Source organism: Amycolatopsis sp. NPDC051045, assembly GCF_040682955.1.
Taxonomy (GTDB): Bacteria; Actinomycetota; Actinomycetes; order Mycobacteriales; family Pseudonocardiaceae; genus Amycolatopsis.
In genome coordinates this window covers 23,708-41,201 of the sequence record NZ_JBFBCC010000031.1, presented here as the reverse complement: position 1 = coordinate 41,201, position 17,494 = coordinate 23,708, and the positions used below count along the sequence as shown (strand labels likewise).

The window sequence follows — 17,494 nt, the reverse complement described above, 5'->3', positions numbered from 1 at the left end:
CGAGGAATCTCCTCGAAGGGCCGGTCACGGCGTCAGGGTCCAGGTCACCGTGTCCGTGTGCGGGTGACCGTCCTCGAAGGACGTCGCCCGCACGACGTTGGGTCCCGGCCGCAGGGTGACCGCGGACCAGCGGGCGATGTGGCCGTCGGGGACCCGGGTGCCGAGCGGGACACCGTTGATCGAAAGGCTCACCGGCGCGGTGCCGGTGTAGACCTTGACGTCGGTGGTGGCGGTGGTCCGGACCGCGTCGCGGGCCGAGGTGATGTGCAGGACGGGCCGGTCCGACCAGTTCGCCTGGTACCAGTAGAAGGCGTCCTTCCTGGTCACCCGGTCGTCGGTGACCAGGCCCTTGTCGTTGATGCCCGCGCGGTCGCCCTCGTTGCGCCCGTCCGAGGCGAAGTCGAACATCACCCAGACGAAGCTGCCCCAGAGGTACGGACGCGCCTCGATCGCGCGCCACGAGGCCTCGGCGACCTCCGCCTGGTACTCCTCGGGGTGCCAGTGCCCGCCGGGCACGGGCGGGGCGGGGTGCTGCTCGTGCTGCCGGACGCTCGCGCCGGCCCCGTACTCGGAGACCGAGATCCGGCGCCCGGGATCGGCGCGGTGGAGCTCGTCCGCCCACTTCCCCAGGTTTTCCGCACCCGGCAGGTACCAGCCGTAGTACCGGTTGTAGCCGGTGAGGTCCGCGTGTCCGGCGAGGGGGTCGGTGTCGGACAGGCAGCAGTGCGCGTATGACGTGAGCCGGTCCGGATCGTCGGCGCGGAAGACGTCCTGGACCGCCGCGAGCACGGCGTTGGCGGCCGGGCTGGAGACGTACTGCTCGTTGCCGAGCCCCCACAGTGCCACCGACGGGTGGTTGTAGTTCTGCCGGACCAGCTCGTGCGCCTGGATTTCGGCGTTCGCCGTGAACGCCGCCGAATCGGTGACGAAGCCGACCAGCGGCACCTCGGTCCACACCACCAGCCCGAGGCGGTCGGCGAGGTCGTATTCGCGGGGCGAGTGCTGGTAGTGCGCCATCCGGACGGCGTTCGCGCCCAGCTCGGCGATCAGCGCGTAGTCGGCGTCGATGTCGCTGTCCGTCACCGCCGCACCCCGGTCCGGGCGGCTGGGCAGCTGGGTGTTGACCCCGCGCAGCGGGTACGGGACGCCGTTGAGCAGGAACCCGCGCGCGGGATCGACGGCGAAGGTGCGCAGCCCCAGCGGCACGCTCACCGCGTCGCCGCCCACCTCCGCGGTGACCGAGTACCGGTAGGGATCCCGCACCCCGTTCCACCGGTGCGGATCACGGATCCGCAGCGCCGAGGTCACCGGCACGGTCCGGCCGGGCCCCACGGTGACCGCGGTGGCCGCCACCGCCACGACGCGGCGCGAGGCGTCCCGGACCACCGTCCGGACCGGGATGCGCCGCGTCACCGGCGTGTCGTTGGTGACCCTGGTCGTGGCCTCCAGCTCGGCCGCCGCCGCGGAGAGCGCTTTCTGCCGCACGGCGACACCCGGGCCGCCGAAGTCGAGCGCGTCGACGTGCACCGGGTCGGTGACGACGAGCCGGACATCGCGGTAGAGGCCGCCGAACAGCGTGAAGTCGCCGTCGAGGGGCGCCACGTCCGCGTTCTTCCGGTTGTCGACCGCCACCGCGACGGGCACGGACTCCCCGGCGGGGGCGAGACCGGTGATGTCGAACCGGAAGCCGGAGTAGCCGCCCTCGTGCCGCCCGGCGTGCCGCCCGCCGACGTAGACGTCGGTGACCAGGTTCGCGCCGTCGAACTGCAGGAAGACGCGCCGGTTCCCCGCCGGGACGGCCAGCCGCGTCCGGTACCACCCGACGTCGCGCCGGTAGTTCCCGCCGCCGTCCGCGCCATCGGCCGCGTTCCACGTGTGGGGCAGGGAAACCGGCGTCCATGAGGAGTCGTCGAAGCCGGCGGCCGCGGCGCCCGGGACATCGCCGAGGTGGAATTTCCAGCCGGTGGCCAGCACGGTTTCGCTACGCGCCCGAGGGAGTGCCGCCTCCGCGGCCGGCACGCAGAAACCGCACAACAGCAGGGTGATCAGGGCGAGCACGAGCCGACGCATTCCCGGGACTATCACAGCCCCCTCGGCCACGGGTCAAGCAGTTCGAGAACTTCGAAAGCGCATTCCGACCAAGGTATTCACCCGCACGAAAAGGGGGCCTTCCCCACCCGGGAAAGGCCCCCTTGCGAAACGCGCCCGGCTCAGGAAGCCGCGCGGCGTTTCGTCCAAATGTCGTAGGCCACCGCGGCCAGCAGCACGACGCCCTTGACCAGCATCACCCGCTCGCTCGGCGCGCCGATCAGGGACATGCCGTTGTTGATCACGGCCATGATCAGGCCACCGGTGATCGCGCCGACGACCTTGCCGACGCCGCCCTGGACGGCCGCGCCGCCGATGAACGCCGCCGCGATCGCGTCGAGTTCGAAGTTGACGCCGGCCGTCGGGCCCGCCTGGTTGAGCCGGCCGGCAAAGATGATGCCCGCCAGCGCGGCCAGCACGCCCATGTTGACGAAGATCCAGAACGTCACCGACTTGACCTTGACCCCGGAGAGGGTCGCGGCCTGCAGGTTGCCGCCGACGGCGTAGATGTGCCTGCCGAACACCGACTTCCCGGCCACCAGCGAGTAGCCGATCACCAGCACCGTCAGCAGGATGAGCACCCACGGCAGGTTCTTGAACCGCGCCAGCTGCACGACCAGCGCGAGCACCAGCACCGCGATCCCGGCGATCTTGAGCACGAAGACGCCGAACGGGTCGACGTCCTGGCCGTAGCCCACGCGCGCCGAGCGCTTCCGCCACTGGGTGAACGCGATCCCGGCGACGGCCGCCACGCCGGCCAGCAGGCTGACCAGGTCGGCGCCGCCGAGCGGGCCGAGACCGATGTTGCCGAGGTAGCCGTCGGTGAAGCCGTTCGACAGCGTGCGGATGGTGTCCGGGAACGGGCCGATGCCCTGGTTGCCGAGGACCGTCAGGGTCAGGGCCCGGAACGCGAGCATGCCGGCCAGGGTGACGATGAACGCCGGGATGCCGAAGTAGGCGACCCAGTAGCCCTGCCACGCGCCGATCACCGCGCCGACGACGAGGGTGACCAGCACCGCCCAGAACCACGGCAGGTGCCAGTTCACCATCAGCACCGCCGACACCGCGCCGGTCATCGCGACGACCGATCCGGCGGACAGGTCGATGTGCCCGGAGATGATCACCAGGATCATCCCGATCGCGAGGATCAGCACGTACGAGTTCTGCACGATGATGTTGGAGATGTTCTGCGGCTCCAGCAGCGCACCACCGGTGAGCACCTCGAACAGCACCACGATCAGCGCGAACGCGACGTAGATGCCGCTCTGGCGCGGGTTGATCGAGATCCTCCGCTTGGAGCGCTCAACCGGGGGCACGGCGGGCCGCGCTTCGGTCGTGGTCATTCCCGTTCCTTCGTCATGTACTGCATCAGCAGTTCCTGGGTGGCGTCTTCGCGCTTGGCCTCACCGGTGATCCGCCCCGCCGAAAGGGCGTAGATCCGGTCGCAGAGCCCGAGCAGCTCCGGCAGCTCGGAGGAGATGACCAGCACGGCCTTCCCCTGCGCGGCCAGCTCGTTGATGATCGTGTAGATCTCGAACTTCGCGCCGACGTCGATGCCGCGCGTCGGCTCGTCGAGGATCAGCACGTCCGGGTCGGTGAAGATCCACTTGGCCAGCACGACCTTCTGCTGGTTGCCGCCGGAGAGCTTCCCGGTCACGCTGTTCACGCTCGGCGCCTTGATCCGCAGGTCCCGGCGGTAGGAGTTGGCGGTGTCGTGCTCGGCGTGCTCGTTGACCCAGCCGCGCTTGGCCAGCTTGCCCAGCCCGGCCGCGGACACGTTGCGCTGGATGTCCTCGATGAGGTTGAGGCCGTAGCGCTTCCGGTCCTCGGTGGCGTAGGCGATGCCGTGCCGGACGGCGTCCTGCACCGACCGGACCTCGATTTCCTTCCCGTGCTTCAGGATCCGGCCGGAGATGTCCTTGCCGTAGGACCGGCCGAACACGCTCATCGCGAGCTCGGTGCGGCCTGCGCCCATCAGCCCGGCCAGGCCGACGATCTCCCCGCGCCGCAGCGTGAGCGAGGCGCCGTCGACGACGACCCGGCCGGCCTGGGTGGGGCTGTGCACGGTCCAGTCCTCGATCCGCAGGACCTCTTCGCCGATTTCCGGTTCCCGGGGCGGGAACCGGTGCTCGAGGTCGCGCCCGACCATGCCGGTGATGATGCGCTCTTCCGTCAGCCCGGCCGCGTCGAGCGTCTCGATCGTCCGGCCGTCACGCAGGATGGTGACGGTGTCGGCGATCGCGGTCACCTCGCCCAGCTTGTGCGAGATGATCACGCACGTGACGCCCTCGTCACGCAGCCCGCGCAGCAGCTCCAGCAGGTGGGCCGAGTCCTCGTCGTTGAGCGCCGCGGTGGGCTCGTCGAGGATCAGCAGCCGGACCTCCTTGGACAGGGCCTTGGCGATCTCGACCAGCTGCTGCTTGCCGACGCCCAGGTTCTGGACCTGGGTGACCGGGTTTTCGGCGAGGCCGACGCGCCGCAGGAGCGCGCCGGCCTCGTGGTTGGTGCGGTTCCAGTCGATCCAGCCGCGCTTTTCGCGTTCGTTGCCGAGGAAGATGTTCTCCGCGATCGACAACTGACCGCACAGCGCGAGCTCCTGGTGGATGATCACGATCCCGCGCCGTTCGCTGTCGCGCACCGACCCGAACTCGCACCGCTGCCCGTCGAAGGTGATCTCGCCGTCGTACGACCCGTGGGGGTAGACGCCCGAGAGCACCTTCATCAGGGTGGACTTCCCGGCGCCGTTCTCCCCGCAGATCGCGTGGATTTCCCCGCGGCGCACGGAAAGCGTGACGTCCGACAGCGCCTTGACCCCGGGGAAGGTCTTGGTGATCCCGCGCATGCCGAGCAGTTCGGTCATTTCAGCTGACCTGCCGTGTAGTAGCCGGAGTCGACCAGTTCCTTCTGGTAGTTCGTCTTGTCCACGGTCACCGGCTGCAGCAGGAAGGACGGGACGACCTTCTTGCCGTTGTCGTAGTCCTTGGTGTTGTTGACCTCGGGCTTGCCGCCCTTGAGCACCGCGTCGGCCATCTTCACCGTGGTGTCGGCGAGGATGCGGGTGTCCTTGAAGACCGTCGAGAACTGCTCACCGGCGATGATCGACTTGACCGAGGCGACCTCGGCGTCCTGCCCGGTGACGATCGCGTACGGCTGGCCGGCGGTGCCGTAGCCGTTGCTCTTCAGGGCCGAGAGGATGCCGATCGACAGGCCGTCGTACGGCGAGAGCACGCCCTGGACCTTGGCACCACCGGTGTAGGTCTTGGTGAGCAGGTCCTCCATGCGCCGCTGCGCGGTGGCCGGGTCCCAGCGCAGGATGGCCGCGCGGGCGAAGTCGGTCTGCCCGCTCTTGACGACCAGCTTGCCGCTGTCGATCAGCGGCTTGAGCACCGACATCGCGCCGTTGAAGAAGAAGGTGGCGTTGTTGTCGTCCGGCGAACCGGCGAACAGCTCGATGTTGAACGGACCGGCACCGTCACCAAGGCCCTTGACCAGGGAGTTCGCCTGCTCGACGCCGACCTTGAAGTTGTCGAAGGTGGCGTAGTAGTCGACGTTCGGTGAATTGCGGATCAGCCGGTCGTAGGCGATGACCGGGATCTTCTTGTCCGCGGCTTCCTGCAGCTGGGTGGTGATGGCGGTGCCGTCGATCGAGGCGATGACCAGGAGCTTGGCGCCCTTGGTGATCTGGTTCTCGATCTGGTTCACCTGGGTGGGGATGTCGTTCTCGGCGTACTGCAGGTCGACCTTGTAGCCGAGCTTCTCCAGCGCCGACTTGATGTTGTCGCCGTCGTGGATCCACCGCTCCGACGACTTCGTCGGCATCGTGACGCCGACGAGGCTGCCCGCGGCACTGGCACCGGACGAAGCGGCCGCCTGGTCCCCGGTCTTCTGGCTCGAGCCGCACGCGCTGAGCGTGAGCACGAGGCCCGCGGCGGCGATCCCCGCGATTGTTCTGCTGAACTTCATTGTTCCTTTTTCCTTTCTCGGTGACCCGCCACTTTCACGTGGAAGCGGCCGGTCAGAAACCCTGAGCGAGCCGGTAGTAGGCCTGGTTCCAGCGGATGCGGTCGGCGAAGCCGTGCGGGGTCGTGTCCTGGTCGATGACCAGCAGTTCGACGCCGAGCAGATTAGCGAAGTCGCGGAGGGTCTCCGTGCCCACGGCCTGGGTGAGCACGGTGTGGTGCGGGCCGCCCGCGGTGATCCACGACTCCGCGGACGTCGCCAGCGACGGCGCCGGCTCCCAGACCGCCCGCGCGACCGGCAGGTTGGGCAGCGGCTCGTCCGGCGCGACGACCTCGATCTCGTTGGCCACCAGCCGGAACCGGTCGCCGAGGTCGACCAGGCCGAGGACGACGCCGGGCCCGGGCGCGGCGTCGAACACCAGCCGGACCGGGTCCTCGCGGCCGCCGATGCCCAGCGCGTGGATCTCGCAGGACGGCTTCGCCGCGGCGATGCTGGGGCAGACCTCCAGCATGTGGGCGCCGAGGATCTTCGGCGTGCCCGGCCCGAAGTGGTAGGTGTAGTCCTCCATGAACGAGGTGCCGGGGCCGAGCCCGGTGCCCATCGCCTTGACCGCGGCGAGCAGCGCCGAGGTCTTCCAGTCGCCCTCGCCGCCGAAGCCGTAGCCGTCGGCCATCAGCCGCTGCACCGCGAGGCCGGGCAGCTGCCGCAGCCCGCCGAGGTCCTCGAAGTTCGTGGTGAACGCGCCGAACCCGCCGTCGGTGAGGAACTTCCGCATCCCGGCTTCGATCCGGGCCGCGTAGCGCAGCGACTCGTGCCGCGCTCCCCCGGCCGCCAGCTCCGGGACCAGGTCGTAGTCCGCGGTGTACTGCTCGATGAGCGAGTCCACGTTGGAGACTTCTTCAACCAGGTCGACCAGGTCGTTGACGCCGTAGGTGTTGACCGAGACGCCGAACCGCAGCTCGGCCTCGACCTTGTCGCCTTCGGTGACCGCGACGTCGCGCATGTTGTCCCCGAACCGGGCCAGCCGCAGGTTCCGCAGGTGGTCGGCGCCGATCGCCGCCCGCGCCCACGCGTCGATCCGCGCGACCACGGCCGGGTCGGACACGTGCCCGGCCACGGTCTTGCGCGGCACGCCGAGCCGGGTCTGGATGTACCCGAACTCCCGGTCGCCGTGCGCGGCCTGGTTGAGGTTCATGAAGTCCATGTCGATCGTGGACCACGGGAGCGCCTCGTTGAGCTGCGTGTGCAGGTGCAGCAGCGGCTTGCGCAGCGCGTCCAGCCCGGTGATCCACATCTTCGCGGGCGAGAAGGTGTGCATCCACGCGATCACGCCGACGCACGCGGCGTCGGCGTTGGCCTCCTGCAGCACCCGGCGGATCGAAGCGGCCTCGGTCAGCACCGGCTTGCCGACGATCTCGGCCGGGAGCCCGCCGGAAGAGGCCAGGAGCTGCTGGATGCGCAGCGACTGGCCGGCGACCTGCTCGAGGGTCTCCTCGCCGTAGAGGGCCTGGCTGCCGGTGAGGAACCAGAGCTGGGGTTTCGATGCCGAAGTCATCGTTCTCCTTGGAAAGATCAGTGCTGGCCGTAGACGTTCTGGTACCGGGCGTAGAGCCGGTCGACGTCCTCGGGCGGCAGGGGTTCGGGCGTGCCGAGCTCGAAGGCCTTGTGCACGGTGCGGGCCACGTCTTCGACCATCACCGCGGCCTTGACCGCGTCACGCGCGGTGCGGCCGACGGTGAACGGGCCGTGGTTGCGCATCAGCACCGCGGGCGACCGGCTCGAGCGAAGCGTTTCGACGATGCCGCGGCCGATGGAGTCGTCGCCGATCAGGGCGAACGGCCCGATCGGGATCTCCCCGCCGAATTCGTCGGCGATCATCGTCAGCACGCACGGGATCGGCTCGCCACGGGCCGCCCACGCCGTGGCGTAGGTCGAGTGGGTGTGCACGACGCCGCCGATCTCCGGCAGGTGCCGGTAGACGTAGGCGTGCGCGGCGGTGTCGGACGACGGCGCGAGGTCGCCTTCGACGAGTTCGCCGTGCAGGTCGGTGACGACCATGGTGTCCGCGGACAGGTTGTCGTAGGACACCCCCGAGGGCTTGATGACCAGCAGGTCCCGGCCCGGGACCCGCGCCGAGACGTTGCCCGCGGTCCAGATGACCAGCTCGTTGCGGGTCAGTTCGCCGTGCAGCTTCGCCACGGTCTCCCGCAGTTCGGCGACGGTGTCGAGCACTTCACCGGTCAGCGACATCAGGACCGTCCTTTCGCGACGCCTTGCGAGATGGCGCGGCGGCGGGCCGCCATGCGGTGCATGACATCGTTGCCGCCACGGCCGAAGTAGTCGTGCAGCTCGGTGTACTCGGCGTACAGCTCGTCGTAGGCGGCGACGTGGGCGGGCACCGGCTGGTACACCGCGCGATCGACCGAACCCATGGCCGCCGCGGCCACGCGGACGTCCGGGTAGGCCCCGGCGGCGACGGCCGCGTGGATGGCCGACCCGAGCGCGGGCCCCTGGGCCGAGCCGATCACCGACAGCGGCAGGTTGGTGACGTCGGCGTAGATCTGCATGAGCAGGGCGTTCTTCATCAGGCCGCCGGCGATGATCAGCTCGGTGACCGGGACCCCGGCCGCGTTGAACGTCTCGATGATCTTCCGGGTGCCGAACGCGGTCGCCTCCAGCAGCGCGCGGTAGACGTCCTGGGCGCGGGTGGCGAGCGTCTGCCCGACGATCACCCCGGACAGCTCGTGGTCGACCAGCACCGACCGGTTGCCGCTGTGCCAGTCGAGGGCGATCAGGCCGTGTTCGCCGATCTCCTGCTGCGCGGCGAGCCGGGTCAGGTGCTCGTGCACCCCGGCCGGGCTCGCGTAGGACGCGGGGACACCGTGCTCGACGAACCAGCCGAAGATGTCGCCGACGCCGCTCTGGCCGGCCTCGTACCCCCACAGCCCCGGCACGATCCCGCCTTCGACGACGCCGCACATGCCGGGGACCTCGCGCAGTTCGGCGCCGTTCATCACGTGGCAGGTCGAGGTGCCCATGATCGCCACCATCTGCCCGGGCTCGACGGCCTGGGCTGCGGGGGCGGTGACGTGCGCGTCGACGTTGCCGACGGCGACCGCGATGCCCTCGGGCAGCCCGGTCCACGCGGCGGCCTCGGCGGACAACGAACCGGCGCGGGCACCCAGCTGGCCCAGCGGGTGTTCGAGCTTGTCGGCCACGAAGGACTCGAAGCCGGGGGCGAGCTCGCGGAGGAAGTCGCGGCTCGGGTACTGGCCGTCCTGCAGGATGCCCTTGTAGCCGGCCGTGCAGGCGTTGCGGACGTAGGACCCGGTGAGCTGCCAGACGATCCAGTCGGCCGCCTCCACCCAGTGCCGCATCGCGGCGTAGACCCCAGGCGCCTCTTCGAAGACCTCGAGAGCCTTCGCGAACTCCCATTCCGACGAGATGAGCCCGCCGTAGCGCGGGAGCCACTTCTCGCCACGGGTGCGGGCCAGCTCGTTGATCCGCACGGCCTGCGGCTGGGCCGAGTGGTGCTTCCAGAGCTTCACGTACGCGTGCGGCTCGGCCTCGAACTCGGGCAGTTCGCACAGCGGCGTCCCGTCCGCGGTCGTCGGCACCATCGTGCACGCGGTGAAGTCGGTGGCGATGCCGATGACGTCGCCCGCGTCCACGCCGGCGTCCCGCAGCGCCGCCGGTACGGCGTTGCGGAGCACTCCGACGTAGTCCGCGGGCACCTGCAACGCCCATTCCGGCGGCAGCGCGCGGCCCGTGGCGGGCAGCGTCTCGTCGAGCACCCCGTGCGGGTACTCGAAGACGCCGGAGCCGAGTTCGGCTCCGTCACGGACCCGCACGACCACTGCGCGGCCCGACAGCGTGCCGAAGTCGACGCCGACGGTGAGTGGTTCTCCCACGGTGTCCTCCCTCCTGATTGGTGACCGGGACGCGGCGCGGGCGGCGGTCTGCGCGCCGCGTCCCGGGGTTCTAGCGGCCGGTGAGCACCAGGACGGTCACCGAGTTGGCCGGCAACGTCAGCTTCGACGTCGCGGCGAGACCGGTGATCTCCCTGGTCTGCGGCACGATGGCAGCCGGCGCGGCGAGGCTGTTGCGCCCCGCCGGGTCGCCGGTGAGCGTGGTGAGGGTCCCGGTGCCGTCGACGGCGGTGACGCCGGTGAGCGCCAGCCGTGCGGTCTGCACCTGCCCGGTCGGGTTGACGAGTTTGACCGTGAAGGTCTTCCTTCCGCTCTTCGTGGTCACGTTGACCACCTGCCGCAGGGGGCTGCCCTGGTTGAGGCGGCTGGTCACGATCTGCTTGCCCAGCGTGCTGGAGAACATCTGCTGCACCCAGTACGACGGCGAGCCGTAGCTGCTCCCGGCGTCGAGGCCGATCAGGTTGACCGGCCAGTTGGACTGGTTCTCGTGCACCAGCACCGGCGCGTACATCGAGCCGATGACGACGTCGCTGTTGCGTTCGAGCCCGGTGAGGAACGCGGCCTCGCCGATGGCGGCGGCCAGCGTGCCGGTGGGCCGGCCGTCCTGGGCGCCGTACTCGCCGACGAGGATGTCCGGGCCACTGCGGTCGGCGGTGTCGTAGCGGGTCGAGTTGTCGGTGAACCACTGCGGCGACTGGTAGTAGTGGTCGTCCGCGGCGTCCGGGCGCACCCCGGTGGAGGTGCTCGACGCGGCCCCGCCCTGCAGGCCGCCGGTGGTGGCGATGACGGTCAGCTGCGGGTACTTCGCCTTGATGGCCTGGTACATGTCGGTGAAGCGCCAGGCGTAGCTGCCCGAGCCGTCGAACCAGTCCTCGTTGCCGACCTCGACGTAGTGCAGGTCGAACGGCGCCGGGTGCCCGTCGGCGATCCGCTTGGCGCCCCACGTCGTCGAGGCGTCGCCGATGGCGTACTCGATCTCGTCGAGGGCTTCCTGGACGTAGGCCGGGTAGTCGGCCTGGTCGACGTGCTGGCCGTTGAGGGTGTAGCCGGCGAACAGCGCGAGCAGCGGCTGGGCACCGATGTCCTCGGCGAGCTTGAGGTGGTCGAGGATGCCGAAGCCGTCGGTGGACCAGTAGCCCCACGCGGTGTTCTGGTGGCCGGGCCGCTGTTCCAGGGGGCCGATGGTGTTCTTCCACGCGAAGCGCGTGTCGAGGGTGTTGCCTTCGAGGTAGTTGCCGCCCGGGACGCGGAACAGGCCGAGCTTCATCGCCGCGAGCTTCTGCCCGAGGTCGGCGCGGACGCCGTTGGGCCGGTTCTTGAAGGTCGGCGGGAACAACGACACCTGCTGGAACCAGGCGTCCCCGCTCAGCGCCTTCTTCCCCTTGTTGAGCAGCGAGACGACGATCCGGTTGTCGGTGGACGCGGTGATCGTCGACGGCGTGGTGAAGCTGAACGCCTGCTGCGCCCACGCCGCGCCGACCGGCTGCACGTCCTTGCTCGCCAATACCGTGCCGTCCGGCTTCTCCAGGCTGACCCGGACGCCGCCGGTCCACGTTCCCTTGGCGAAGAAGCTGCCGGTGTACTTGGTCGACGGCTTGGCGGCGACGCCGTAGAAGCCGACGTTCGCGGCGGCCACCCGGCCGGCGGGCGGGACCGCGTCGGCGTGCAGCTTGAGCGACCGGTCGAGCGCGGTGTTCAGCGGGTTCGCGGTGTCGATCGCGTAGGTGCCGGTGGCGCCCGCCGAGGTCAGCAGCGACCAGTACGGCACCGGGGTGTCGCCCGCGCCGCTGCCACCCTGGTAGCTCTCCTTGAAGGTGCGGTTGCGGACGAGTTCGGCGTAGAGCCCGCCTTCGATCGAGTGGCTGATGTCTTCGAGGATCGAGCCGTAGGTGGTCGGCCGGGTGTTGGCGCGCACGACGTTGGCGTCGACGGCGAGCTGGTTGGCCCCGGCGAGGGTGCCGATCTGCGCGGCGGTCAGCGGGAAGCGGCGCAGCTCGACCTCGTCGACGGCGCCGGTGAAGCCGGAGCCGACGGTGAACGGCGCCGCCGCGGTGCCCGAGGCCGGGCAGGCGGAGACGTCGAGGGCCGTGCCGGTGGGCGTGCCGCAGGTGCCGGTGACCGCGGACGCGTCACCGTCGGCGTAGACGGTGAGCCGCTGCGTGGCGCGGTCGAGGACGAGGGCGGCGTGGTGCCAGGCGCCGTCGGCGAGCCCGCCGCCGGTGGTGGTCACCTGGATCGGGCCCACCCGGGCGGTCAGCTTGCCGCCGGTCACGCCGAGGGCGTAGCCGTCCCCGTGGTCCACCAGGGTGCCCGACGCGGTGGTGCGGAACCACCCGGCCAGCGACAGCGAGCCGGTGCCGGTGTCGAACGCGGGCGAGGTACCCATGTCCACAGTGGACTTGCCGTCGAGCTGGACGGCCTGGCCGGCCGCCCCCGCGGTCCAGGTGGCACCGCGGAGCGTGCCGTCGGCGGCGTTGGCCGAGGCGTCGCGGGCCACTGTCCCGGCGCCCTCGTCGAAGTGCCACGAGCCGCTCGCGGCCAGCGCGGCGACGGCGGGCCCGGTCAGCGGCGTCGGGTAGGCGCGGACGTCGTCGACGCCGCCGGCGAACCAGTCGGCCGGGGTGCCCGCCCACTTGCCGCGCCCGATGACCAGGTGCCCGCCCGCGGTCCACGGCGTGGTGAACGGGACGCTCTGCTGCAGTGTTCCGTTGACGTACAGCGAAAGCGTGCCCGCCGCGCGGTTGTACACGCCGACGACGTGCTGCCACTGGCCGGCCTGCGCGGGCAGTGTCGACACCGCCGATGTCGCAGCCGCCTCTCCGTCGCTCGCGCGGCGGGTGAAGGCGAAGCGGCCGTCCGCGGCGCGCTGGAGGTAGAAGCCGCTGATCGTGGCGCCGTCGATGCTCACCGCGGTCCGGAACCCGGTGTCCGCGGCCGGCTTGACCCACGCGGACACCGAGAAGCTCTGCGCGGTGTCGACGACCGGGGCCGGGACGTCGACCGCGGCGTCGGTGCCGTTCAGGGCGACGCCGTACGGACCGACGACGCCGTCGCCCCAGGCGGCACCGCCGGTCAGGGTGGCGGTGCGCCCGTCGAGGGAGTCGTCCGCCGTGGTGGTGCCGGTGCCCTCGTCGAGACCCCAGTGCCCGGCGATGGCCAGGCGGGCGGCGCCGGCGGCGGTCAGGGCGCCGGTGTAGGCGCGGACGTCGTCGATCGTGCCGTCGACGAAGTCCACCGGGTTGCCGCCGTACTTGCCGCGGCCGATCACCAGGTGGCCGGCGCCGGCCCAGGCCGTGGGCGCCGCGACGGTGGCCTGGCGGGTGCCGTCGACGTAGAGCGACAGGGTCGACGCGGTGGCGTCGAACACGCCGGTCAGCTGGTACCACTGGCCGGCGACGGGGTCGAAGTTCGCCGACGCGACCACGCCGTCGGTCGGGGCGTCCCCGGCGAGGCGGGTGAAGGCGAAGCGGCGGGAGTCGTCGCGGAACTGCAGGAAGAAATTGCTCACCTGGGTGCCGTCGACGCTGACGAACGTCTGGTAGCCGGACGTCTTGTCGAGCTTGACCCAGCTGCTCACCGTGAAGCTCTTGGTGGTGTCGAGCACGGGCGCGCCGGCGTCGGCGAACCCGCCCGCGCCGTCGGTGGTCAGCGCACCGCCCCGCAGGCCCGGGCCCCAGCCCGCGCCGCCGGTCAGCGTCGCCGGGTGGCTGCCCGCGGTGTCGGCGGCGGTCGTCCCGCTGCCGTCGTCGAACGTCCAGTGCCCGGCCAGTGCCGGGTCGGCGTCGGCCGAGGCGGCCGGCGCCACCGCGACCGGGACGCCGGAGCACAGGGCCAAGGCCGCCAACACGGCCAGCGGCCGCCGCAGTCTGCGGAGCATGACTCTCCCTTGAGTGTGAGCGCTCACAAGTCTGGCGGGAGCGAAAGCGGCACTTCCACGGGGAAGTGCCGCTTTCGCGCTAACGGGTTCGGCGGGTGACGAGGCGTTGCAGGACGATGAAGACGAACAGGAGGGCCCCGGTGATGATCGAGGTCCACCAGGAGTTGAGGGTGCCGTCGAAGGTGATCAGCGTCTGGATGATGCCCAGCACCATGATCCCGAGGACGGTCCCGAGCACGTACCCGGAGCCGCCGGTGAGGATGGTGCCGCCGATGACGACCGCGGCGATCGCGGTCAGCTCCAGGCCGACGCCGTTGAGCGGGTCGCCCGAGGACTTGTAGAGGACCAGCAGGAGCCCGCCGAGCGCCGAGCAGAACCCGCTGATCGTGTACACCGCGATCTTCGTGCGGCCGGTCTTGAGTCCCATCAGCATCGCGGACTGCGCGTTGCCCCCGATCGAGTAGACGGTGCGCCCGAACCGGGTGAAGTACAGGACGTACGCGGCCACGGCGACGACCACCAGCGCGACGACCACGCTGATCGAAATGTGCAGCTCGCCGCCGAGCGGGAGCTGCGTCTGCGCGAGGGTCGCGATCGTCGCGTTGTCGATCGAGTACGCCTCGGTGCTGATCGTGTAGCAGAGCCCACGGGCGAAGAACATCCCGATCAGCGTCGCGATGAACGGCTGGATCTCGAAGAAGTGGATCAGCGCGCCCATCCCGGCGCCCAGCAGCGCGCCGACCACCAGCACCACGGCGATCGCCGCGTACGCCGGCCAGCCGTGCTTCTGCAGCAGGTCGCCGGAGATCACCGTGGACAGCGCCACCACCGACCCGACGGACAGGTCGATGCCGCCGGTGAGGATCACGAACGTCATGCCGACGGCGACCACGAGCAGGAAGGCGTTGTTGATGAACAGGTCGAGCACGACCTGCCCGGACCCGAACGCCTCGTAGCTCGAGGCCCCGAAGATGTACGCCCCGATGAGCAGCGCCATCGTCGCCAGGATCGGCAGGTGCCGCTGCTGCGGCCGGTAACCGCGGACGCGCGCGAGCGTGGTCATGCCGTGACCTCCACCTTCTCCGGAGCGGACGTGGGTGCCGGGTGCCCCGGCTGGGGCGTCCGGCGGCGCAGGAGCTTCCGGCGGAACGCGGGCGACTGCAGGAGGCACACCGCGAGCACGACCACGGCCTTGAACAGCATGATCGCCTCGGGCGGGATGCCGAGGGCGTAGACGGTGGTGGTGAGCGTCTGGATGAGCAGCGCGCCGATCACCGAGCCGCCGAGGGAGAACCGGCCGCCGGTCAGCTGGGTGCCGCCGACGACGACGGCGAGGATCGCGTCGAGTTCGATGAACAGCCCGGCGTGGTTGCCGTCGGCGCTGTGCACGTTCGCGCTGATCATCAGGCCGGCGATGCCCGCGCACAGGGCGCAGAAGACGTACACGAGCCAGGTCAGCCGCGCCGAGCGGAGGCCGGCCAGCCGGCTGGCCTCCGGGTTGCCGCCGACGGCCTCGACGAGCAGCCCGAGCGCGGACCGGCGGACGAGCACCGACGCCAGCACGAACACCGCCAGGGCGATGAGGATGGCGCCGGGCAGCGTGAACAGGAACCCGCTGCCGATCCACTCGAAGGAGTGGGAGTTGACGGTGATGATCTGCCCGTCGGTGATCAGCTGCGCGATCCCCCGGCCGGCGACCATCAGGATCAGCGTGGCGATGATCGGCTGGATGCCCAGTGCCGCGACGAGCCAGCCGTTCCACACCCCCAGCAGCAGCGAGAGGCCGAGCGCCAGGCCGACCGCGATGAGCGTGGAGCCCACGCCGTCGGGGTTGTCGCTGATCCACAGGCACGCGAGCGCGCCGCTGATCGCCACGACCGAGCCCACCGACAGGTCGATGCCGCGGGTGGCGATGACGAGCGTCATGCCGATCGCGATGAGGATCAGCGGGGCGCCGTTCTTCAGGATGTCGACGAGGTTCCCGTAGAGGTGGCCGTCGCGCACCTCAATCTTGAAGAACGACGGGCTCGCGATCAGGTCGCCCAGCAGCAGCACCAGCAACGCCACCACGGGCCAGAAGAGCCGCTGTTTCGTCAAGTTCGTCAAAGCCGTCATGCCTGCACCCCCTCGGCCATCGTGGCCATGATGTCGTCCGCCGTGAGCCCCTGGTTTTCCCGGACCGCCACGACCTTCCGGTCGCGCAGCACCACGACGCGGTGGCTCAGCCGCAGGACCTCTTCCAGCTCGGCGGAGATGTACACGACGGCCATCCCCTCGCCCGAGAGCTGGGTGACCAGCCGCTGGATCTCCGTCTTGGCGCCGATGTCGATGCCGCGCGTGGGCTCGTCGAGGATCAGCAGCCGCGGTTCGGTGATCAGCCAGCGGGCCAGCAGCACCTTCTGCTGGTTGCCGCCCGACAGGTTGCCCACCAGCGCTTCGGGGTTCGCGGGGCGGATGTCGAGGGCCTTGACGTACTTTTCCGCGATTTCGTCCTGCCGGCGGCGCGAAAGCGGCCGCGCCCAGCCCCGGGAGGCCTGGAGCGCGAGCACGATGTTCTCCCGCACGGTGAGCTCTTCGACGAGCCCTTCGGCCTTGCGGTTTTCCGAGAGGAACGCGATCCGGTGGTCGAGCCCGGCCCGCGGGGTGCGCAGCGTGGTCGCGCGGCCGTCGACCTGCACGGTTCCGCTGTCGGCGTGGTCGGCGCCGAACAGCAGCCGGGCGAGCTCGGTGCGCCCGGAGCCGAGCAGACCGGCCAGCCCGACGACCTCGCCCTCGTGGATGGCGAGGCTGAACGGCTCGACGCCGCCCTTGCGGCCGAGGTCCTCGGCGGCCAGCAGCACCGGCGCGCCGGCGACCTCGGCCCGGCTCGGCCCGGAGTCCTCCAGGTCCTCGAGGACCTGGAGCTCCTTGCCGATCATCTTGGTGACCAGATCGACCGGCGTGATGTCCGCGGTGCGGTACTCGCCGATCAGCTTTCCGTTGCGCAGCACGGTCATCCGGTCGGCGATCGCGAAGACCTGGTCGATGAAGTGGGAGACGAACAGGATCGCCATGCCGCCTTCGCGCAGGGACCGCACGACCTTCAGCAGCTGCTCGACCTCACCGGCGTCCAAACTGGACGTCGGCTCGTCGAGCACCAGCACCCGCGCGTCGACGTCCAGCGCGCGGGCGATGGCGACGAGCTGCTGCACCGCGATCGAGCAGGTGCTGAGCTCGGCCGAAACGTCCACGTGGACGTCCAGCCGGGCCAGCAGCTCCTCGGCCCGCCGCCGCATCGGGGCCCACTGGATGCGGCCGAAGCGGCGGGGTTCCCGGCCGAGGCAGACGTTCTCCGCCACGGACAGGTTCGGGCAGAGGTTGACTTCCTGGTAGACCGTGCTGATGCCGGCCTGCTGGGCCTCGCCGGGCCCGCTGAAGGCGACGGCGTCGCCGTTCAGCTCGATCGTGCCCGCGTCCACCCCGTACACCCCGGTGAGCACCTTGATGAGAGTGGACTTGCCGGCGCCGTTCTCGCCCATCAGGGCGTGGACTTCGCCGGGGAACATCCGGAAGTCGACCCCGTCGAGGGCGAGGACGCCGGGGAACTCCTTGCGGATACCGCTCATCCGCACCATGGGTTGCGGTTCAGGCATTTGGTGTG

11 protein-coding genes are annotated in these 17,494 nt (G+C 70.4%); all 11 read right to left on the bottom strand.

From position 1 onward, the window contains the following. Positions 1-24 precede the first annotated feature (24 nt). Positions 25-2,070: a glycoside hydrolase family 2 TIM barrel-domain containing protein gene (locus AB0M80_RS39815; protein WP_364575285.1), complete on the bottom strand. Its 2,046-nt coding sequence runs from the start codon at positions 2,068-2,070 to the stop codon at positions 25-27. A 140-nt stretch (positions 2,071-2,210) separates the two neighbouring features. Further along, positions 2,211-3,431, bottom strand: a complete 1,221-nt coding sequence (mmsB, locus tag AB0M80_RS39810) for a multiple monosaccharide ABC transporter permease (RefSeq protein WP_364575283.1) — start codon at positions 3,429-3,431, stop codon at positions 2,211-2,213. Continuing rightward, the gene (gene mmsA / locus AB0M80_RS39805) at positions 3,428-4,948 is read right to left on the bottom strand and encodes a multiple monosaccharide ABC transporter ATP-binding protein (protein ID WP_364575281.1); all 1,521 of its coding nucleotides are present in this window, start codon (positions 4,946-4,948) and stop codon (positions 3,428-3,430) included. Before mmsA ends, mmsB begins: the two co-directional genes overlap by 4 nt. Next, a complete protein-coding gene (gene chvE, locus AB0M80_RS39800; protein ID WP_364575280.1) occupies positions 4,945-6,051 on the bottom strand; it encodes a multiple monosaccharide ABC transporter substrate-binding protein in 1,107 nt (368 codons plus the stop codon). Before chvE ends, mmsA begins: the two co-directional genes overlap by 4 nt. 52 nt (positions 6,052-6,103) lie before the next feature. Next, positions 6,104-7,603, bottom strand: a complete 1,500-nt coding sequence (gene araA, locus AB0M80_RS39795; protein ID WP_364575278.1) for an L-arabinose isomerase — start codon at positions 7,601-7,603, stop codon at positions 6,104-6,106. 17 nt (positions 7,604-7,620) lie between these two features. Next, positions 7,621-8,298, bottom strand: a complete 678-nt coding sequence (locus AB0M80_RS39790) for an L-ribulose-5-phosphate 4-epimerase (protein ID WP_364575276.1) — start codon at positions 8,296-8,298, stop codon at positions 7,621-7,623. Continuing rightward, positions 8,298-9,959 (bottom strand): ribulokinase, encoded by a 1,662-nt coding sequence (gene araB / locus AB0M80_RS39785; protein WP_364575274.1) that lies wholly within the window; start codon positions 9,957-9,959, stop codon positions 8,298-8,300. The genes AB0M80_RS39790 and araB overlap by 1 nt, the downstream gene beginning before the upstream one ends. Positions 9,960-10,029: 70 nt before the next feature. Continuing rightward, the gene (locus AB0M80_RS39780) at positions 10,030-13,854 is read right to left on the bottom strand and encodes a LamG-like jellyroll fold domain-containing protein (RefSeq protein ID WP_364575273.1); all 3,825 of its coding nucleotides are present in this window, start codon (positions 13,852-13,854) and stop codon (positions 10,030-10,032) included. A 79-nt stretch (positions 13,855-13,933) separates the two neighbouring features. Then, the gene (yjfF, locus tag AB0M80_RS39775) at positions 13,934-14,917 is read right to left on the bottom strand and encodes a galactofuranose ABC transporter, permease protein YjfF (protein WP_364575271.1); all 984 of its coding nucleotides are present in this window, start codon (positions 14,915-14,917) and stop codon (positions 13,934-13,936) included. Then, the gene (locus AB0M80_RS39770; RefSeq protein WP_364575269.1) at positions 14,914-15,969 is read right to left on the bottom strand and encodes an ABC transporter permease; all 1,056 of its coding nucleotides are present in this window, start codon (positions 15,967-15,969) and stop codon (positions 14,914-14,916) included. The genes yjfF and AB0M80_RS39770 overlap by 4 nt, the downstream gene beginning before the upstream one ends. Next, complete coding sequence (locus AB0M80_RS39765) at positions 15,966-17,468, bottom strand: sugar ABC transporter ATP-binding protein (RefSeq protein WP_364575348.1); 1,503 nt, start codon at positions 17,466-17,468, stop codon at positions 15,966-15,968. Before AB0M80_RS39765 ends, AB0M80_RS39770 begins: the two co-directional genes overlap by 4 nt. Positions 17,469-17,494: the final 26 nt, after the last annotated feature.